Source organism: Pontibacillus chungwhensis BH030062 (genome assembly GCF_000770675.1).
Taxonomy (GTDB): domain Bacteria; phylum Bacillota; class Bacilli; order Bacillales; family BH030062; genus Pontibacillus; species Pontibacillus chungwhensis.
Window position 1 is genome coordinate 162651 of record NZ_AVBG01000001.1, and the last position, 18626, is coordinate 181276.

The 18626-nt window shown below is 40.5% G+C and carries 16 protein-coding genes; all 16 read left to right on the plus strand.

Annotated elements, in window-relative coordinates:
* Nucleotides 1–487 precede the first annotated feature (487 nt).
* Nucleotides 488–1444 (plus strand): polysaccharide deacetylase family protein, encoded by a 957-nt coding sequence (locus N780_RS00805; RefSeq protein WP_438942495.1) that lies wholly within the window; start codon nucleotides 488–490, stop codon nucleotides 1442–1444.
* A gap of 40 nt (nucleotides 1445–1484) precedes the next feature.
* Nucleotides 1485–2705 (plus strand): M16 family metallopeptidase, encoded by a 1221-nt coding sequence (locus tag N780_RS00810; RefSeq protein ID WP_036778809.1) that lies wholly within the window; start codon nucleotides 1485–1487, stop codon nucleotides 2703–2705.
* 56 nt (nucleotides 2706–2761) lie between these two features.
* Nucleotides 2762–2998: a YlmC/YmxH family sporulation protein gene (locus N780_RS00815; protein ID WP_036778810.1), complete on the plus strand. Its 237-nt coding sequence runs from the start codon at nucleotides 2762–2764 to the stop codon at nucleotides 2996–2998.
* A 726-nt stretch (nucleotides 2999–3724) separates the two neighbouring features.
* Nucleotides 3725–4618, plus strand: coding sequence for a dipicolinic acid synthetase subunit A (dpaA, locus tag N780_RS00820; RefSeq protein ID WP_036779793.1), 894 nt, complete (start codon nucleotides 3725–3727; stop codon nucleotides 4616–4618).
* Between the two features lie 2 nt (nucleotides 4619–4620).
* Nucleotides 4621–5205: a dipicolinate synthase subunit B gene (gene dpaB, locus N780_RS00825; protein ID WP_036778812.1), complete on the plus strand. Its 585-nt coding sequence runs from the start codon at nucleotides 4621–4623 to the stop codon at nucleotides 5203–5205.
* Nucleotides 5206–5309: 104 nt separating this feature from the next.
* Nucleotides 5310–6362, plus strand: coding sequence for an aspartate-semialdehyde dehydrogenase (asd, locus tag N780_RS00830; RefSeq protein WP_036778814.1), 1053 nt, complete (start codon nucleotides 5310–5312; stop codon nucleotides 6360–6362).
* Nucleotides 6363–6528: 166 nt separating this feature from the next.
* Nucleotides 6529–7749 carry an aspartate kinase gene (gene dapG, locus N780_RS00835; RefSeq protein ID WP_036778816.1) on the plus strand — a complete coding sequence of 407 codons (1221 nt, stop codon included), beginning with the start codon at nucleotides 6529–6531 and terminating at the stop codon, nucleotides 7747–7749.
* A 20-nt stretch (nucleotides 7750–7769) separates the two neighbouring features.
* On the plus strand, nucleotides 7770–8642 hold the full coding sequence (dapA, locus tag N780_RS00840; protein ID WP_036778820.1) for a 4-hydroxy-tetrahydrodipicolinate synthase: 873 nt from the start codon (nucleotides 7770–7772) through the stop codon (nucleotides 8640–8642).
* A 486-nt stretch (nucleotides 8643–9128) separates the two neighbouring features.
* Nucleotides 9129–9872, plus strand: coding sequence for a ClpP family protease (locus N780_RS00845; RefSeq protein WP_036778823.1), 744 nt, complete (start codon nucleotides 9129–9131; stop codon nucleotides 9870–9872).
* On the plus strand, nucleotides 9869–10090 hold the full coding sequence (locus tag N780_RS00850) for a YlzJ-like family protein (protein ID WP_036778826.1): 222 nt from the start codon (nucleotides 9869–9871) through the stop codon (nucleotides 10088–10090). The genes N780_RS00845 and N780_RS00850 overlap by 4 nt, the downstream gene beginning before the upstream one ends.
* 208 nt (nucleotides 10091–10298) lie before the next feature.
* On the plus strand, nucleotides 10299–12632 hold the full coding sequence (locus tag N780_RS00855) for a DNA translocase FtsK (RefSeq protein ID WP_036778829.1): 2334 nt from the start codon (nucleotides 10299–10301) through the stop codon (nucleotides 12630–12632).
* Between the two features lie 250 nt (nucleotides 12633–12882).
* Nucleotides 12883–13608, plus strand: a complete 726-nt coding sequence (locus N780_RS00860; protein WP_036778831.1) for a GntR family transcriptional regulator — start codon at nucleotides 12883–12885, stop codon at nucleotides 13606–13608.
* Between the two features lie 104 nt (nucleotides 13609–13712).
* Nucleotides 13713–14870 carry a BMP family lipoprotein gene (locus N780_RS00865; protein ID WP_198135812.1) on the plus strand — a complete coding sequence of 386 codons (1158 nt, stop codon included), beginning with the start codon at nucleotides 13713–13715 and terminating at the stop codon, nucleotides 14868–14870.
* Nucleotides 14871–15092: 222 nt separating this feature from the next.
* Nucleotides 15093–16622, plus strand: a complete 1530-nt coding sequence (locus N780_RS00870; RefSeq protein ID WP_036778835.1) for an ABC transporter ATP-binding protein — start codon at nucleotides 15093–15095, stop codon at nucleotides 16620–16622.
* Nucleotides 16622–17668 carry an ABC transporter permease gene (locus tag N780_RS00875; protein ID WP_036778836.1) on the plus strand — a complete coding sequence of 349 codons (1047 nt, stop codon included), beginning with the start codon at nucleotides 16622–16624 and terminating at the stop codon, nucleotides 17666–17668. Before N780_RS00870 ends, N780_RS00875 begins: the two co-directional genes overlap by 1 nt.
* The gene (locus N780_RS00880) at nucleotides 17669–18625 is read left to right on the plus strand and encodes an ABC transporter permease (protein ID WP_198135813.1); all 957 of its coding nucleotides are present in this window, start codon (nucleotides 17669–17671) and stop codon (nucleotides 18623–18625) included. It abuts the gene before it with no gap.
* The last annotated feature ends 1 nt before the right edge of the window (nucleotide 18626 follow it).

The following is an 18626-nucleotide window of genomic DNA, read 5'->3' on the forward strand; positions in this document are numbered from 1 at the left end:
TTTGGTGAGTTTTTGATTGTGCTTTTAGGGTGTCTAGCTCCGGCGGGGAGGGCCTAGCGAGATAAGCAATCTGACTACAATAAGCTACGCTTATTTCCGCCATCTTGCTTATCCGTACGGCCCTGGGCACCCCGCCTGCGCTTTTCTGTTGTCCAGCTCCGGCTCCTAGCCCCTAGCGTCATAAGCAATCTGGCTGCAGGACGCTTGCGCGAACTTCCGTCAGCTTGCTTATGCGGGCCTGCAGGACGCAGGTCAGTTCGGCGTTGTCACAGGAGGTGACGGTCTTAGTCGAGCTTCCTCTTTGCCCCTTGCGCTTTTCGGATGTCTAGCTTCAGGGGCTAGAGGCTAGCGAGATAAGCAAGCTACCTCCAGTCTGCTGCGCAGACTTACAGTAGCTTGCTTATCCGTACGCCTCTAAACAGCCCCTTGCGCTTTTCTGTTCTACCTTGTCCTTTCTTTACATAGGTTGTGGTAGAGGGGAGTGGTGGTGATGAGGCGGTTTGTGCCGATTGTGGTGTTTGTTTGTATGTTGCTTGTTTCTTATAAGGCGTTTGAGAATCCTTATTCCTCTTCTTATTTGACGAGTATGAAGGATCAAGCGACACCTGTTGCGAATACGGAAGATGCGTTGTATAAGGAAATTGAAGAAAAGGCTCGCGAATACGAGAAACCTGCAGAGGATGCGGTTATTCATGATGTGTGGAAGAAGATGCCTGGTTTAAACGGTCTAGAGGTAGACATAGACAAATCGTATAAAAAGATGAAGAAGAAGGGGAAGTTTGAGGAATCGTTACTCGTATATAAACAAACTAAACCAGAAGTCTCTCTTAACGATCTACCTGCAGCACCTATATTTAGAGGTCATCCTGACAAAGAAATGGTCTCTTTAAATATAAACGTTTCCTGGGGAGAAGAATATATTCCAGATATCTTAAACATACTTAAAAAGAATAAAGTGAAAGCAACCTTTTTTATTGAAGGGAAATGGGCCAATAAGAATGTAGATCTAGTTGAAATGATTCAAGAAGAGGGTCATGAAATTGGTAACCACGCATACAACCACCCTGACATGTCAAAAATATCTAAAGATGAAATACAAAAACAAATTAAACAAACGAACGATATCCTCCAAGCTATCACAGGGGAAAAACCAAAATGGTTTGCTCCTCCAAGTGGCAGTTGGACAGATGAAGTGGTCGAACAGGCAGATCTTCTGGGCATGGAGACGATCTTGTGGACGGTTGACACAATAGATTGGAAAAAGCCTGCTCCAGAAGTTATGATTCGAAGAGTTATGAGTAAGTTAGAAGGTGGATCATTTGTACTCATGCACCCTACAACATCTGTTCAAAATGGATTAAACGACCTTATTTTGAAAATTAAACAAAAAGACTATACAATAGATACAGTCACCAAGATGTTAGATGAGAAGCGCTTAAAGTAATATGCTCATCGATTAAGCACTAATTTTAGGAGGATGACCTTTGGTTAAAAAATATACCTGCTCCAACGGGCTTAGAATCGTGTTGGAGGAAATCTCGAACGTCCGCTCTGTTACAATTGGAGTATGGGTGAAAACGGGATCAAGAAATGAAAATCAACAAAACAACGGAATCTCACATTTTATTGAGCACATGTTCTTTAAAGGAACTAAAACACGTTCTGCTCGTGAAATAGCTGAGAGTTTTGATTCAATTGGCGGACAAGTTAATGCGTTTACGTCAAAAGAATATACGTGCTACTATGCAAAAGTATTGGATACACATGCCAAAAAAGCTCTTGATATATTATCAGACATGTTCTTTAACTCGACGTTTGATGAAACAGAAATGGACCGTGAGAAGAAAGTAGTCCTCGAAGAAATAAAAATGTATGAAGATACACCTGATGATATCGTCCATGATTTATTGGCCCAGGCTACATATGGCAACCATCCATTAGGTTATCCGATACTAGGTACAGAAGAAACGCTAAAGTCATTTACACCAGAATCCATTAGGTCCTATATGGATCAGCAATACATTCCGGGTAATGTAGTCGTTTCGGTAGCAGGAAATGTTGACGAATCATTCTTTAAAGACGTAGAGGATCGCTTTGGAGGTTATACGAGTCAACATAGTCCGGATCCATTTACTAAACCTGCTTTTCAAACAGGTGCCATTCGTCGCAAAAAGGATACAGAACAGGCGCATCTTTGCTTAGGATATGACGGTCTGCCAATCGGAGATGATCGCGTATTCAGCTTAGTCGTTTTGAATAATGTATTAGGTGGAAGCATGAGCTCTAGGTTGTTCCAGGAAGTTCGTGAGCAACGAGGGTTAGCTTATTCGATCTTTTCATACCACAGTTCTCACGCAGACAGTGGGCTCTTAACAATTTATGGTGGTACAGGTAAAGATCAATTAGGAGTACTTCAAGAAACAATCGACACCACGGTAAATGAATTTATTCGTGATGGATTATCCAATAAAGAGCTTGAGAACAGTAAAGAGCAGCTAAAAGGAAGTATTATGTTAGGACTTGAGAGCACTAATAGCCGGATGAGTCGAAATGGTAAAAATGAACTCATGTTAGGTCGTCACCGAACACTAGATGAAATGGTGACTCAAATTGATAGTGTAACGCACGAATCTGTAGACCATGTCTTAAAAGCTGTATTCACTGGAAATCAATCTTCTTCTATTATTTCACCGATTGAAGAGTAGATGGTGTTCATACCGCGTTCCTTTTCTTCATAGAGTTTTATAAAGGAGCGATGAATATGAGATATCGTGAACTTAGCGGAAAAGAGATTGTAGATGTAAGACACGGCTCTAGACTCGGTGTGTTAGGGCAAACGGATTTAGAAATTGATCCGAACACAGGAAATATCCATTCTTTTATTATTCCTAACTACAAATGGTTTGGGATGAAAAAAGAAGGGGCTGAAATAAAACTTCACTGGTCTGATATCCAAAAAATCGGTGATGATATGATTATCATTGACCCAAAAGAGTAAATTGCTGTTTCAGTACCATACCAATAGCCAATGAACCGCTCTGAGTTATATAACTCAGAGCGGTTTTTTTATTTTCTTCTATTTTAACTCTTACTCTTTTCTGTAACACAATTAATTACTGAACTATTTCAACAATTAGGCCCTATTGTTGGATATTCGAAGTTGAGAGAATGTTTCCGTTAACTTTAATTGAGTGTAAGGAGGGCCTGGAAACTACTCGCTTTCCTGTGGAGAGCTGGTGAGCCTCCTCACCCGGCAGGGCCGGGCTGCGGGGTCTCACCTAGGCTCTTTATCCCACGGGAGTCTCGCAGTTTCCAGGCCCACCTTTGCTATATATGGTGTAACGGAAACTGTCTTATGTGGAAAGCCTGCCACTTTCACCATCCTTAAGATGAGAGGCCGTTCGTAAAACTAGAGCCAGGGGTGTCTGGGGAACGGGGAGACTCCTGCGGGAGAAAGAGGTCGACGAGACCCCAGACTGAACGTAGTGAAGGAGGAGGCTCGACAGCTCGCCCGCGGAAAGCGAGTCGTTCCCCAGACACTCCAAGCACTCAACAAACGCAACGGCCCTATCTACACATATAAGGGGGGCTTATGCGGAATACCATTCCTTTGAGGAAAGGGAAGAAAAGATGATTTACATAAGACATTCACCATTCGATTTCACCCCTCATAGGATAGGAGAGAATCAAGAGATATTATTCCATGCAAGGCGAGGTGAATGGAATGCTAACTGGATATACAATTGGAATTCTTGGTGGAGATGCGAGGCAATTGGAGGTTATTCGCAGACTAAGTGAATGGGATGCGACCTTAATTCTTACAGGTTTTGATCAACTGGATCATGGTTTTACAGGGGCAAAGCAAGTCGATTTTGATGAAGTGGATCCTGGGAGGCTTGATGCGGTCATTTTGCCAGTGCCAGGAACAAACACAGATGGGAAAATTGATACAATTTTTTCAAATCAATCTCTTTCCCTAACGAAGGAATGGCTAGAGAAGACACCTAAGCACTGCTTGATCTTTACCGGGATTACAAATAAATATTTAACAGGCATTACAGATGAAACAAAGCGAACGCTGATACCTTTATTCGATCGAAATGACGTGGCCATCTATAATTCTATACCAACCGTAGAAGGAACAATTATGATGGCAATTCAACACACTGATTTCACAATCCACTCTTCTAAAGTGACTGTACTTGGCCTTGGTCGCGTTGGGATGAGTGTAGCCCGGGTGTTTGCATCTCTAGGAGCAAAAGTCAAAGTGGGAGCGAGAAAATCAGAGGATCTAGCACGTATATCCGAAATGGGACTCATCCCATTTTCTATGAAAGATATTAAAGAACATACACACGACAGCGATATTGTTATCAATACTATTCCTGCTCATGTTTTAACAGCAAGTGTAATCCAAACGATGCCGACACACACGTTAATCATTGATTTGGCATCTAAACCAGGCGGAACCGATTTTCGATATGCTGAAAAACGAGGTGTAAAAGCACTTTTAGCTCCAGGATTGCCTGGAATTGTTGCACCTAAGACAGCTGGAAACATTTTGGCGAATGTGGTTACTCAAATTATTATAGAAAAACTAGGTGAAGGGAGTTCATAAATATGTCACTTAAGGGGAAAACGATTGGTTTTGGTTTAACAGGTTCTCATTGCACATATTCAGAAGTCTTTCCGCAAATGCAGAAACTTATGGATTTAGGTGCTACTGTGGTACCTGTAGTGTCATATACAGTGCAGAAGACAGATACGTATTTTGGGGAAGCGGCTGAACATTTAAAGAAAATAGAAGAGATCACAGGAGAGAAATTGATTTCAACTATTCCTGAAGCGGAACCCCTCGGACCAAAACGCCCACTAGATTGTATGGTTATCGCTCCATTAACAGGTAATTCCATGAGTAAAATGGCAAATGCATTAACAGATTCTCCTGTATTGATGGCAGCAAAAGCTACACTCAGGAATCAGAGTCCTGTCGTATTAGCCATTTCCACAAACGACGCTCTAGGATTAAATGGTGTCAATTTAATGAGACTTATGGCAACAAAGAATATCTTCTTTGTTCCTTATGGTCAAGATGATCCGGTAAAAAAACCAAACTCTATGGTAGCTCGTATGGACTCACTTGTAGAGACCATTGAAGCCGCTCTTGAATTTAAGCAAGTTCAGCCTGTAATTATTGAGAGATGATGATAGAAATAGGTATCTTGAAGATTTGGGGTTGTGGTAGAATATAAAGTAATCTTTTTATGTAGATATAGGAAGAAAACGTAAGGACGAAGGGAGAACATACTATGGTCGAAAATAAAAAATATCATGTAGCAGTTGTCGGAGCAACAGGGGCAGTAGGAGAAAAGATGATCGAAACATTAGCCGATCGTAATTTCCCAATTGAAACCTTAACGTTGTTATCATCCAAGCGCTCTGCTGGTAAACGCGTGCGCTTTCAAGATAAAGAAATTATTGTGCAAGAAGCAACACCGGAAAGCTTTGAAGGAGTAGACATTGCTTTATTCTCAGCAGGGGGCTCAATTTCTAAATCTCTAGCACCTGAAGCAGTAAAACGAGGTGCTGTTGTAGTCGACAATACGAGTGCATACCGAATGGATCCCGACGTACCTCTTGTCGTACCTGAAGTTAATGAGGGGGATCTTGCTAACCATAATGGTATTATCGCAAACCCGAACTGTTCAACCATCCAAATGGTGGCAGCACTTGAACCAATTCGAAATTTATACGGATTGAACCGTGTCATCGTATCAACTTACCAGGCTGTTTCTGGTGCGGGAAATCCAGCGAATGACGAGTTAAGAGCTCAATCAGAAGCATATTTGAATGGTGAAGACATGAAAGCTGAAATCCTGCCAGTTGGCGGTGATGAGCATCATTATCCAATTGCTTTTAATGCGCTCCCTCAAATTGATAAATTCCAGGAAAATGGATATACATTTGAAGAGATGAAAATGATTAATGAAACGAAAAAAATTATGCATATGAACGAATTGCCTGTAGCGGCAACTTGTGTAAGACTTCCGTTCTTTACTTCACATGCTGAAAGTGTTTATATTGAAGTAGAAACGGATAATGTAACAGTTGAGGCTTTAAAAGAAGCGGTTGCCAATGCTCCTGGATTAGTATTAGAAGATGACCCAAGTAATCAAGTTTATCCAACACCTTTAAATGCAACGGGGAAACGTGATGTATTTGTAGGGCGCATTCGTAAAGACTTGGATCAGACTCGTGGCTTCCATATGTGGGTTGTTTCTGATAACCTACTTAAGGGTGCTGCATGGAACTCTGTACAGATTGCAGAAAGCCTAGTCCAGAACCAGTGGCTTTCAAAGTAAGCTTTTCATAGATTCAATGAGAAGACGGCAGGCAGCGTAGCGAATATCCGTTGACTGCCGTCTGATTCTTTTTGAGCAATAATCCTTTCCGTGTAGCAACTCTTATTACCATTCGCAGGTAATAAGGAGATTTATACAACAAGAATAGATAATTAGAGGTGTCCTTATGAAGATTTTAGTTCAAAAGTTTGGAGGCACTTCGGTAAAAGACGAAGAGAGTCGAGAGAAGGCTATTGCCCACGTTCAGAAAGCGCGTGCTGAGGGCTATAAAGTCGTTGTTGTCGTATCGGCAATGGGTCGCAAAGGGGATCCTTACGCAACAGATAGTCTTTTAGGTCTTATCGATTTTCCAACCACAAACTCATCGAAAAGAGAACAAGACTTATTGACTTCTTGCGGAGAAGTGATTTCTTCAGTCGTTTTCTCTAATGAATTGCAAAAAGTTGGCGTAAGCTCTGTTGCTTTAACAGGTGCTCAGGCTGGTTTTGTGACGAGTAATGATTTTACCGAAGCAAAAATTCGGGCAATGAATCCCGAACGCATTTTGCAGGAACTCCAGTACTCAGATGTAGCTGTTGTAGCTGGATTCCAGGGCCAAACGGAATCTGGTGATGTTACGACAATTGGCCGTGGCGGAAGCGACACTTCCGCGGCAGCACTTGGTGCTGCTTTAGATGCTGAATATATTGATATTTTTACAGACGTTGAAGGTATTATGACTGCTGATCCAAGAATTGTTGAGACGGCAAGACCTTTAAAGGTGATGACTTATAATGAAATTGTTAACTTGGCTTATCAAGGAGCAAAGGTCATCCATCCTAGAGCAGTCGAAATAGCTATGCAAGCAAAAGTGCCAATTCGAGTACGCTCAACGTATTCAGATGATTTCGGTACACTCGTCACACAATCTAGACATGATGGGAGAGGGAAAGATATTCCAGATCGTCCGGTAACAGGAATTGCACATTTGTCTGGAATTGCCCAAATTAAAGTTTTTGCTAAAGATGAGCCTTACCAGCTCCAGTCTGAGGTATTTAAATCAATGGCTGAAGCAGGAATCTCTGTGGACTTTATTAATATTTCTCCTAAGGGAGTTGTGTACACGATCCCGGATATCTACACGTCTCATGCACGTGAGATTTTAGAAGCACTAGGTTATGAACCAGAAATTACTCATAATTGTGCAAAAGTCTCTACTGTTGGGGCTGGAATAACAGGGGTACCTGGTATTGCAGCTAAAATTGTTCATACACTAACATCTGCAGGTGTTCAAATTTTGCAATCGGCAGATAGTCACACAACCATTTGGGTACTTGTAAAAGATGAGGATCTAAAACAAGCTGTTAATGCCCTTCATAAAACATTTGAACTACAATTAAACGAATAATTATAGAAAGGAGCATGTTTATGAACTTTGGAAATGTATTGACTGCTATGGTGACTCCATTTGACAATCGTGGGAATCTAGATCTAGATAAAACAACGCAACTCGTCAACTACTTAATTGAAAATGGATCTGACGGTCTTGTCATTGCTGGCACTACGGGCGAATCACCTACCTTAACTTCAGAAGAAAAGGTTGCTCTAAGTAAACATGTTGTTAGCATCGTAAACAACCGAGTGCCTGTGATCGCAGGAACGGGAAGCAACAACACACATGCTTCAATTGAATTAACAAAAAAGGTAGAACAGACTGGCGTAGATGGTATTATGTTAGTCGCTCCTTATTACAACAAACCAAGCCAAGAAGGGCTCTATCAGCATTTTAGTACAATTGCTAAAGAAACGTCTTTACCAGTAATGCTGTATAACATCCCGGGACGTTCTGTAGTTAATATGGATGTAGATACAATCACTCGTTTGTCTAAGGTTGAGAATATTGTATCTGTTAAAGATGCAAGTGGTGATTTAGACGCTATGACAGAATTAATTTCCAATACAGATGAGGGGTTCAGCGTTTATAGTGGTGAGGATAGTCTTACCCTTCCTTCTGTTGCTGTTGGCGCAAATGGGATTGTTTCAGTATCTGCTCATGTGATTGGTAACGAAATGCAAGAGATGGTCCGTGAACTGCGAGAAGGAGATTCTCGAAAAGCAGCGAAACTTCATCAAAAGCTACTTCCTGTGATGAATGCCTGTTTCATGGCCCCATCCCCAACACCTGTCAAAACTGCTCTTCAAATGAAAGGATTAGATGTAGGTGGAGTACGCCTTCCACTTATTCCTTTATCTGCAGAAGAGAGGAGCACACTGTCTAAAGCTCTAGATCCTTTTAAATAATGGAAAGCTCCCTGACTTACTTGTCAGGGAGCTTTTTTGTGATTATATCAACTACATATTCTTAATATAGAAGTATCCATTTAAATATAGTCGTTTAATGTCGTTATCTCTATAACATGATTGTTTAAGAATAGTGCACTCATTATGAAGACTCGAAACTGAGAGAATGTTTCTGTTAGTGTAGTATGAGGTGTGCCTGGAAACCACTCGCTTTCCTATGGGGAGCTGGTGAGTCTCCTCAGCGGGCCAGCCGGCTTCCGGGGCCTCACCTAGGCTCTCCTTCCCAAGCTCCCCGCAGGAAAGCGAGTTGTCCCCGAGCTAGCCCAACCACTCATCAAACATAACGGTCCTTTCCATTAATAGAGCCAATGTATTAAGAAAACAAAATGTAAAACATTCTGGGTTAACAATTGTATTTTATAAACGGTGCATGCTTCTTTTTCAGTTCGCTCATACTAGGAATAATGATGAAAGGAGCGAGTAATTATGGGAAAAGAAGAAACGACTAAAAAGGGCCAAGACCAGGAGCAAGAACAAGATCAAAATTCACAGTCTTCATTAATGCAAAAAATTCAACAATTAGGGCAATCCAATGTACCGCAAGCACCAGACTCAAATATTCACATTTTACCTATTATTGGTCAAGTGGAGGGACATGTACAACTCCCTCCTAAAAATAAAACTACAAAATACGAACACTTAATACCTCAAATTATTGCTATTGAGCAAAACCCTAAGATTGAAGGTGTCATTGTGTTGTTAAACACCGTTGGAGGGGATGTAGAAGCAGGTCTTGCCATTTCTGAGATGATTGCTTCTTTATCAAAGCCTTCTGTTTCCATTGTCCTTGGAGGAGGGCATTCTATTGGAGTACCAATTGCAGTAGCGACAGATTATTCATTTATAGCAGAGACAGCTACAATGACTATTCATCCTATTCGATTAACAGGACTCGTAATTGGTGTGCCACAGACATTTGAGTATTTAGATAAAATGCAGGAGCGCGTTATTAACTTTGTTACACATCACTCAAACGTAACAGAAGAGAAGTTTAAAGACTTAATGTTTGCAAAGGGAAATTTAACTCGTGATATAGGGACGAATGTAATCGGAGATGATGCAGTAGAATGTGGTTTGATTGATGCAGTTGGCGGGGTTAGTCACGCTATGAAGAAACTGAATGAGTTAATTGGTGAAAATAAACAGCAAGATCAGCAGGTGATCCAATGATCCACTACACTCCTTTAAGTGACTACGATATTATCGAGGATGATCTATCTAGCTACGAGAAACATCAAACAATGACAATAGACGGAAAAATGTGTAGAGTTGAACAGCTTGATGACGGATCTTATCAACTCGTACAATTGTTATCTACAGATCCTCAGGATTATTTAAATCAACAATATATGCCAGGCACGATTCTGACAAACGGCCTAAGTACCTAAGGAATGGGTATATTTGTTCGCTTCTTTTTATGCTATAATAGGATCTGAAGGATTGCCTATCCAAACGAGGCATACTTTGGTATGAAAATCCTGTAACGCTTTATGTTGCAGGATTTCTTGTTCTATTTTTAGAAATATTATAGTAGCTAAGAGATGGATGTTGCTCATAAGAGCAATTTACTATACTTGCTTGAAAGATGGTGAGCGAATGGCGAAGAAACGTCAAAAAAAGAAGCAAAAGAGAACACAAGTGAAAGACCAAGTTAAGTTTGAACTCATAGGTCTGTTATTTATATTCTTATCAGTTTTCGGCAGTGGTGCTAGCGCAATTTCCGGTGGAGCGATTCCGAACAGTTTAGAACACTTATTTCAATTCTTCTTTGGAATATGGTACTTTATTGTTTCTATTTTTCTATTTGTAGTGGGAATTTACTTAATGGTGCAACGGAAATGGCCTGTATTTATACATAAACGATTTATAGGCTTTTATATTTTGTTTGCAGCCATACTCCTTTTAACGCACGTTCAAACATTTGAAGCAGTGATGAAAGATAACGTAGAGCCCTCTATTTTAAAGGTAACGTGGAACCACTACCAAGCCTATACCCAGGGAACTATTTCCTCATCCCAATTAGGAGGCGGTTTAATTGGTGGGAGTTTGTTTGCTTTCACCTACTATTTATTCGCACCAACAGGAGCCAAGATTGTTTCAGTCTTTGCCATGATTGTAGGAATATTATTCTTAACTGAAATTTCTCTAGGAGACCTATTAAGAAGCCTACTTGGTAAAGGGAAAGAGTTTATGGGCCATCAGTGGTCGTCAGTGAAAGAACAAAGGGAACAATATAAAGAAAAACGTCAAAAAGATAAAGATGAACAGAAAGATCAGGAAGAAGCACCGATTGAGTACGGAAATGGAAGTAGACAAGACAAACAACCAGCACCTGAGTCAGAATCAGAGGAGACACTCTCCTCACCTATTATTCAAGATTTTACGGACAATGCATATAAACAAGAAAAGCCTTCTGAAAAGAAATCAACAGCTCAGAGCGCCCAAGAGGTTCAGCCAGAAGAGGATGGGTTAGCAGAAACTCTACCTCTCACAGAAATGGAAAACGTCGATTATCAGTTACCATCTTTGGACTTGTTAGCCGAACCGACTCAAAATACACAGCAGCAAGAACGGTCTAAGATACAAGCGACAGTTAAGAAACTTGAACAAACGTTCCATAGCTTTGGTGTGAAAGCAAAAGTAACCAAGGTCCATGTCGGCCCATCCGTAACGAAGTACGAAGTATACCCTGATGTGGGTGTTAAAGTAAGTAAGATTGTAAACTTACATGATGACCTCGCACTTGCTTTAGCGGCTAAAGATATTCGTATAGAAGCCCCGATTCCTGGTAAGTCAGCGGTAGGGATTGAAGTACCAAATCAAGAAGTCGCTATGGTTAGCTTGAGAGAGGTTATAGAGCCTCATCAGAGTCAATCAGATTCAAAACTATTATTTGGACTTGGAAGAGATATATCAGGTGATGCCATTGTGTCTGAGTTAAACAAGATGCCTCACTTATTAGTAGCAGGTGCTACAGGAAGTGGTAAGAGTGTGTGTATTAATGGCATTATTACAAGTATTTTAATGAGAGCCAAGCCTCATGAAGTAAAAATGATGATGATTGATCCAAAGAAAGTGGAGCTCAATGTTTACAACGGTATTCCACATCTTCTGGCTCCCGTTGTTACAGATCCTAAGAAAGCATCCCGTGCACTGAAAAAAGTAGTTTCTGAGATGGAAAGAAGATATGAGTTGTTTTCAGATACAGCAACGAGAAATATTGAAGGGTACAATGAACATATACGGAAGCATAATGCTGAAAGTGAGGACTCCCAGCCTCAACTTCCTTATATTGTTGTTCTAGTTGATGAGCTTGCAGACTTAATGATGGTTGCATCAAATGAGGTGGAAGATGCTATTACGCGTCTTGCCCAGATGGCGCGTGCTGCAGGTATTCACCTTATTATTGCTACACAGCGTCCTTCTGTTGATGTTATAACAGGTGTCATCAAAGCCAACATCCCTTCTAGGATTGCATTTAGTGTATCTTCACAAACTGATTCACGGACGATCTTAGACTCAGGTGGAGCTGAGAAACTGCTTGGGAGAGGGGATATGTTATTCATCCCTGTAGGTTCTTCAAAACCTACCCGGGTTCAAGGAGCGTTTTTATCAGATGAGGAAGTAGAACGGATCGTAGAACACTGTGTAGAACAACAGAAAGCTCAATATGAAGAAGAGATGATCCCTGAAGAAGAAAGTGAAGTAAAACAAGAGGTTGACGACGATTTATATGATGACGCTGTATCCTTAGTTTTAGAAATGCAGAGTGCCAGCGTATCAATGTTACAACGAAGATTCCGAATAGGTTATACTCGTGCAGCAAGATTGATTGATGCTATGGAAGATCGCAAAATTGTAGGACCTTATGAGGGGAGTAAACCCAGAGAAGTCCTTGCGTCACAATCATCAGAGGAAATATCTTCATAAAGAAAGACACCGATGTGTCTTTCTTTTTTTTATGTCATACAAAATTGAGAAATCGCTTACGTTCTTGTATGCCAGTAAATGGGGCGAATAGACGTGAACGAAATAATGTCAGAAAAGAGGATATTTTGATAAAAATAGTAGAATTCTATTTATTTATACTCATAAAAGTGTTATATTAATCTCGAATATGATGAGTCAAACGTCAGATGTCAGATCTCTTAAAAGAGAAAACGCTTGGAGTGAACTACACATGAGTATAAGAACAGATACACGCCATTTATATTTACAAGTCATTGATCAAATTAAGAAAGATATCGAGAACGGAACTTATAAAGAGAGGGAGAAGCTTCCTTCTGAGTTTCAGTTGTCCAAGTTACTAGGTGTTTCGAGAGCTACATTACGTGAGGCTTTAAGAATATTAGAAGAAGAGAATATTGTAACAAGACGTCACGGTGTAGGAACTTTTGTGAATGCTAAGCCAATCTTTTCATCAGGTATTGAAGAACTGTTTAGTGTCACGGAAATGATTGAGAGAGGTGGCATGAAACCTGGTAGTCAATATTTGTCTACCGAGATTCTGGAAGCTACTGAAGAGGACGTTAAAAAATTTTATCCATTCGATGTCGAAAAATTAGCAAAAGTCGAAAGAGTCAGAACAGCGGATGGGGAACCCGTAGTCTATTGTGTGGATAAAATCCCAAAAGGATTAATCCCTTTAGAGCACGTACACAAAGAAGATTCAATGTTTCAGTTATTAGAGGAATACAGTGAAAAAGTAGTAAGTTATGCGGTCACTTTTATTGAACCAGTCGGGTACCAGGAACGTATTTCGACAATATTAAATTGTGACCCTGACCAACCCCTTCTTTTATTAAAGCAGATGCATTATACCACAGATGACGAGCCAGTTCTGTATTCGAGTAACTACTTCAGACCAGATACGTTTGGATTCCATGTATTACGAAAAAGAGTGTAAGGGCTTACATTCAGGTGAGATTTTAAGGAGGTGGTGGGCCTAAGCGGAAGCAGGTCGTATGGAGTGTGTGTAATCTATTAATCTTTTTAAATTCGTAGGGGGTAATGAATTTGAAACAAAGTCGTATTTTACTATTAGCGTTACTATTAGCGCTCGGCATGATTTTAGCAGCGTGTGGATCATCGGATGATGCTTCTACAGATTCTGATAGTGGTTCTGACAATGAAGACACAGAAGAAACAGATACAAGTTCTGATGATGGTTCCTCAGAAGAGGCATCAGGTGGTAACGGTGATTTCTCTGTAGCCATGGTTACAGATGTTGGTGGGGTAGACGACAAATCGTTTAACCAATCGGCATGGGAAGGTCTTAAGAAGTTTGGTGAAGACAATGGATATGAAGAAGGAAATGGATACACATACTTACAGTCTAATGAAGCAACAGACTATGCCCCAAACTTAAATCGCCTTGTTCAACAAGGATATAACTTAATTTATGGTATTGGTTACAAACTACATGATGACATTGAAAATGTAGCAAAGCAAAATCCAGATACTCATTTCTCAATTGTGGATGATGTTGTAGAGCAGCCGAACGTTGCTAGTATCACCTTTAAAGAACACCAAGGCTCCTTCCTTGTAGGTGTTGCTGCAGCTCAGAAAACTACAACAGATAAAATCGGATTTGTTGGTGGGACAGATGGCTTCCTAATCAATAAATTTGAAGCAGGTTTCATAGCAGGTGCGAAATCTGTAAATCCAGATATCGAAGTAGAAGTACAGTATGCAGGTGGATTTGATCTACCAGCAAAGGGTAAATCAATCGCTAGTAACATGTATAACAGCGGAATTGATATTATCTACCATGCTTCTGGTGGTACAGGTGTTGGTGTATTCAACCAAGCGAAAAATATTAAGCAAAATGATCCATCCGAAGAAGTATGGGTAATTGGTGTAGACCGTGACCAGTATGAAGAAGGACAGGTTGGTGACAACAACGTAACATTCACTTCAATGATTAAGCGTGTTGACATTGCTGTAGCGGATGTTGCTGAACAAGCAATGAACGGTGAGTTTCCAGGTGGAGAGCAGATTGCATACGGTCTAAGTGATGACGCAGTAAGCGTTGCTGAAACAAATGAAGAAGCTTACACGGATGAAATTAAACAAGCTGTACAAGAATGGAAAGAAAAGATTACAAGTGGCGAAGTAGAAGTTCCGCAAGATCGTGACGAGCTTGCAACTTACTTAGAAAACTTGTAGGAAATAGTCAGGACGGAAGAGGCTGATCTTTCTTCGTAAGGCAGCCTCTTTTGTGCCTTCTTGGTAAGAAAAATCATCAAATGAAAAGGATCTCTGGCAGCCGGCCCTTTTCATTTGCTGATTTTATCCTTTCTTTTGATTTTCTTATAAAAGGGAGATAAGTACCCGGTATTCATTTATTAGGATATCGTGTTTTCTAATGGAAGTGGGGGAGTGAATAAAGTGGACTATGTTATTGAAATGTTAAATATTCGTAAAGAATTTCCTGGGATAGTAGCCAACGATAACATTAATTTACAAGTGGAAAAAGGCGAAATTCATGCTTTACTGGGGGAAAATGGAGCTGGTAAATCTACATTAATGAATGTGTTGTTTGGATTATACCAGCCTGAGAAAGGTGAAATACGGGTTAATGGGAAGCCGGTTAAGATTACCAATCCTAATATTGCAAACGACTTAGGTATTGGAATGGTGCACCAGCACTTTATGCTCGTTGATACGTTTAGCGTAACAGAAAATATTATTTTAGGGTCTGAACCTAAGAAATCAGGCACAGTCGATATAAAGAAGGCAGAAGCTGAGGTGCAAGAGATTTCAGAACGTTACGGACTTAAGGTTGATCCAACGGCGAAGATTAAAGATATATCTGTAGGAATGCAACAAAGGGTTGAGATTTTAAAAACACTCTACCGAGGAGCTGATATCCTCATTCTTGATGAACCTACAGCTGTACTTACACCACAGGAAATTCATGAGTTAATTGATATTATGAGAACCCTCATTAAAGAAGGGAAGTCCATTATATTAATTACACACAAGCTAAAAGAGATTATGGAAGTGTGTGATCGTTGTACTGTTATTCGAAAGGGGCAAGGCATTGGTACAGTAGATGTTAAAGAAACCTCTACAACAGAACTCGCGTCACTAATGGTGGGGCGTGAAGTCAGCTTCCGCACAGAGAAGACGCCTGCACATCCAAAAGAAGAAATTCTTAAGATTTCTGATCTTCGCGTCAAAGATGCAAGAGGAGCAGAAATGGTTAAAGGATTGCACCTTGATGTTAAAGCGGGTGAAATAGTTGGGATAGCTGGTGTTGATGGAAATGGTCAGAGTGAGCTTATTGAAGCAATAGCTGGACTTAGAAAAGTAGAATCTGGCTCAATCCTATTAAACAAAGAAACTATTACTCATTTCACACCACGAAAAGTGACAGAATCAGGGGTGGCTCACATCCCTCAAGACAGGCATAAATTTGGACTTGTTCTTGATTTTCCAATTGGAGAAAATATGGTCTTGCAAAACTACTATCAAAAGCCATACTCCTCCATGGGAATTTTAAATTATAAAGAGATTTATAAGCAGGCAAATAAACTGATAGAGGAATATGATGTTCGTACTCCGAGTGAACATACCCCAGCTCGTGCTTTGTCTGGTGGTAATCAGCAGAAAGCCATTATAGGTCGTGAAGTAGATCGGTCACCTGATCTTTTAATTGCAGCACAACCAACTCGTGGTTTGGATGTTGGTGCTATTGAATTCATTCATAAGAAGTTAATAGAAGAACGTGATAAAGGTAAAGCTGTATTACTCTTATCGTTTGAACTTGAAGAAATCTTAAATGTAAGTGACCGAATTGCTATTATGTTTGACGGTCAAATTGTAGCTAACGTAAAACCAGAGGATACGACCGAACAAGAGTTAGGGTTGTTAATGGCCGGAAGCCAAGTTGAAAAGAAAGCAGGTGAAAGCTAATGCTCACAAATCAAAGATTCATTAATGTATTAATACCAATCATCTCTGTCATTCTAGGGTTATTAGCTGGAGCCATTATAATGCTGAGCTTTGGGTACAATCCTATTGAAGGATACGGTGCATTATATGAAGGAGCATTTGGGAATTCCTACTTCACGGGTGAGACGATTGTTAAAGTAGCCCCCCTTATTTTGTCAGGTATTGCCGTTGCTTTTGCTTTTAGAACGGGTCTATTTAATATCGGTGTAGAAGGGCAAGTATTTGTAGGGTGGTTAGCCTCTGTGTGGGTAGGAATTTCTTTTGAAGCACCAATGATTATTCACCTGCCACTTGCCATTTTATCTGCAGGTGTAGCAGGTGCATTATGGGGTTTCGTTCCAGGCTTCCTTAAAGCTAAGTTCGGTGTTCATGAAGTCATTGTTTCCATTATGATGAATTACATTGCCCTTCACACATGCAACGCTCTAATTCGAAATGTATTAACAGATCGTCTAGATAGTACTGAACCTGTAGCGGATTCAGCTTCATTGTCTTCTCAATTGTTTTATGAATGGACAGGCTCTCGCCTTCACTGGGGAGCGGTCGTTGCTCTGGCACTTGCGTTTGTCATGTGGTTTATATTAGAGAAAACTACAAAAGGATATGAGCTTCGGTCTGTAGGCTTTAACCAAAATGCTTCCAATTACGCAGGTATGAACGTTAACCGTAATATTGTTTACTCATTCTTAATTTCTGGTTCTTTTGCGGGAATAGCAGGTGCGATGCAGGGTCTCGGTACATATGGAAACATGTTTGTACAATCTAGTTTTACAAACATTGGTTTTGATGGGATCGCTGTAGCGTTACTTGGTGGTAATACTGCACTTGGTTCTGTGTTTGGAGCTTTCTTATTTGGAACTCTTAAAAATGGAGCGGGAAGTATGCCGCTTGTGGCGAACATTCCTAAAGAGTTAGTAGATATTATAGTTGCTTTAATTATTTTCTTTGTTGCATCAGGTTATATTATTCGCTGGGCTTTAACGCGCGTTAAAAGGGAGGGGAAATAAATGAATATCATTGATATTTTACTAGCAATTATTCCAGTAACGATTTTCTATGCTGCCCCTCTCATTTTAACAGCTCTTGGCGGGGTATTCAGTGAACGTGCAGGTGTTGTAAACATTGGTCTTGAAGGTCTAATGGTTATGGGGGCGTTTACAGCGATCGTTACAAATTTAATGATGGCAGATACGCTTGGAGGTTTTACACCTTATGCTTCTCTTCTGCTAGCTGCAATTATTTCTGGTCTATTTGCAATCATCCATGCTGTAGCGTCCGTTTCTTTTCGCGCAGACCAAGTAGTAAGTGGTGTAGCTATCAACTTTCTTGCGTTGGGCGTTTCGCTGTTTTTAGTTCAGGAATTATATAGAGCTGGTCAAACAGGACAAGTTTCTCGACCAATCTATTCTAACGACATTCCACTATTAAGTGATATCCCAATTATTGGGGAGATGTTCTTTACGCACCATGTTACATCTTATATTGCGGTAATTTTAGCCTTCGTAGTATGGTTTGTCATTTTTAAAACACCATTTGGACTTCGTCTTCGTTCTGTTGGTGAACACCCGATGGCGGCTGACACAAACGGTATCAATGTGTATCGAACGCGTTATATAGGTGTCATCTTATCAGGTGTACTTGCAGGTCTTGGTGGGGGTGTCTTTGCTTTAACCATTACAGGTAACTTTTCGGGTGCTACGATAAGTGGCCAAGGGTTTATGGCGCTTGCGGCTATGATCTTTGGTAAATGGCATCCACTAGGAGCTATGGGTGCGGCCTTTTTCTTCGGTTTCGCACAGAGTCTTAGTGATGTAGCGGCTGGGATTCCTTTTTTAGAAAGCATTCCACCTGTGTTCCTGTTAATTGCGCCTTATGTACTGACGATACTAGCGCTGGCTGGTTTTATTGGACGAGCTGAAGCTCCTAAAGCAATCGGCACACCTTATATAAAAGGTAGTCGATAAT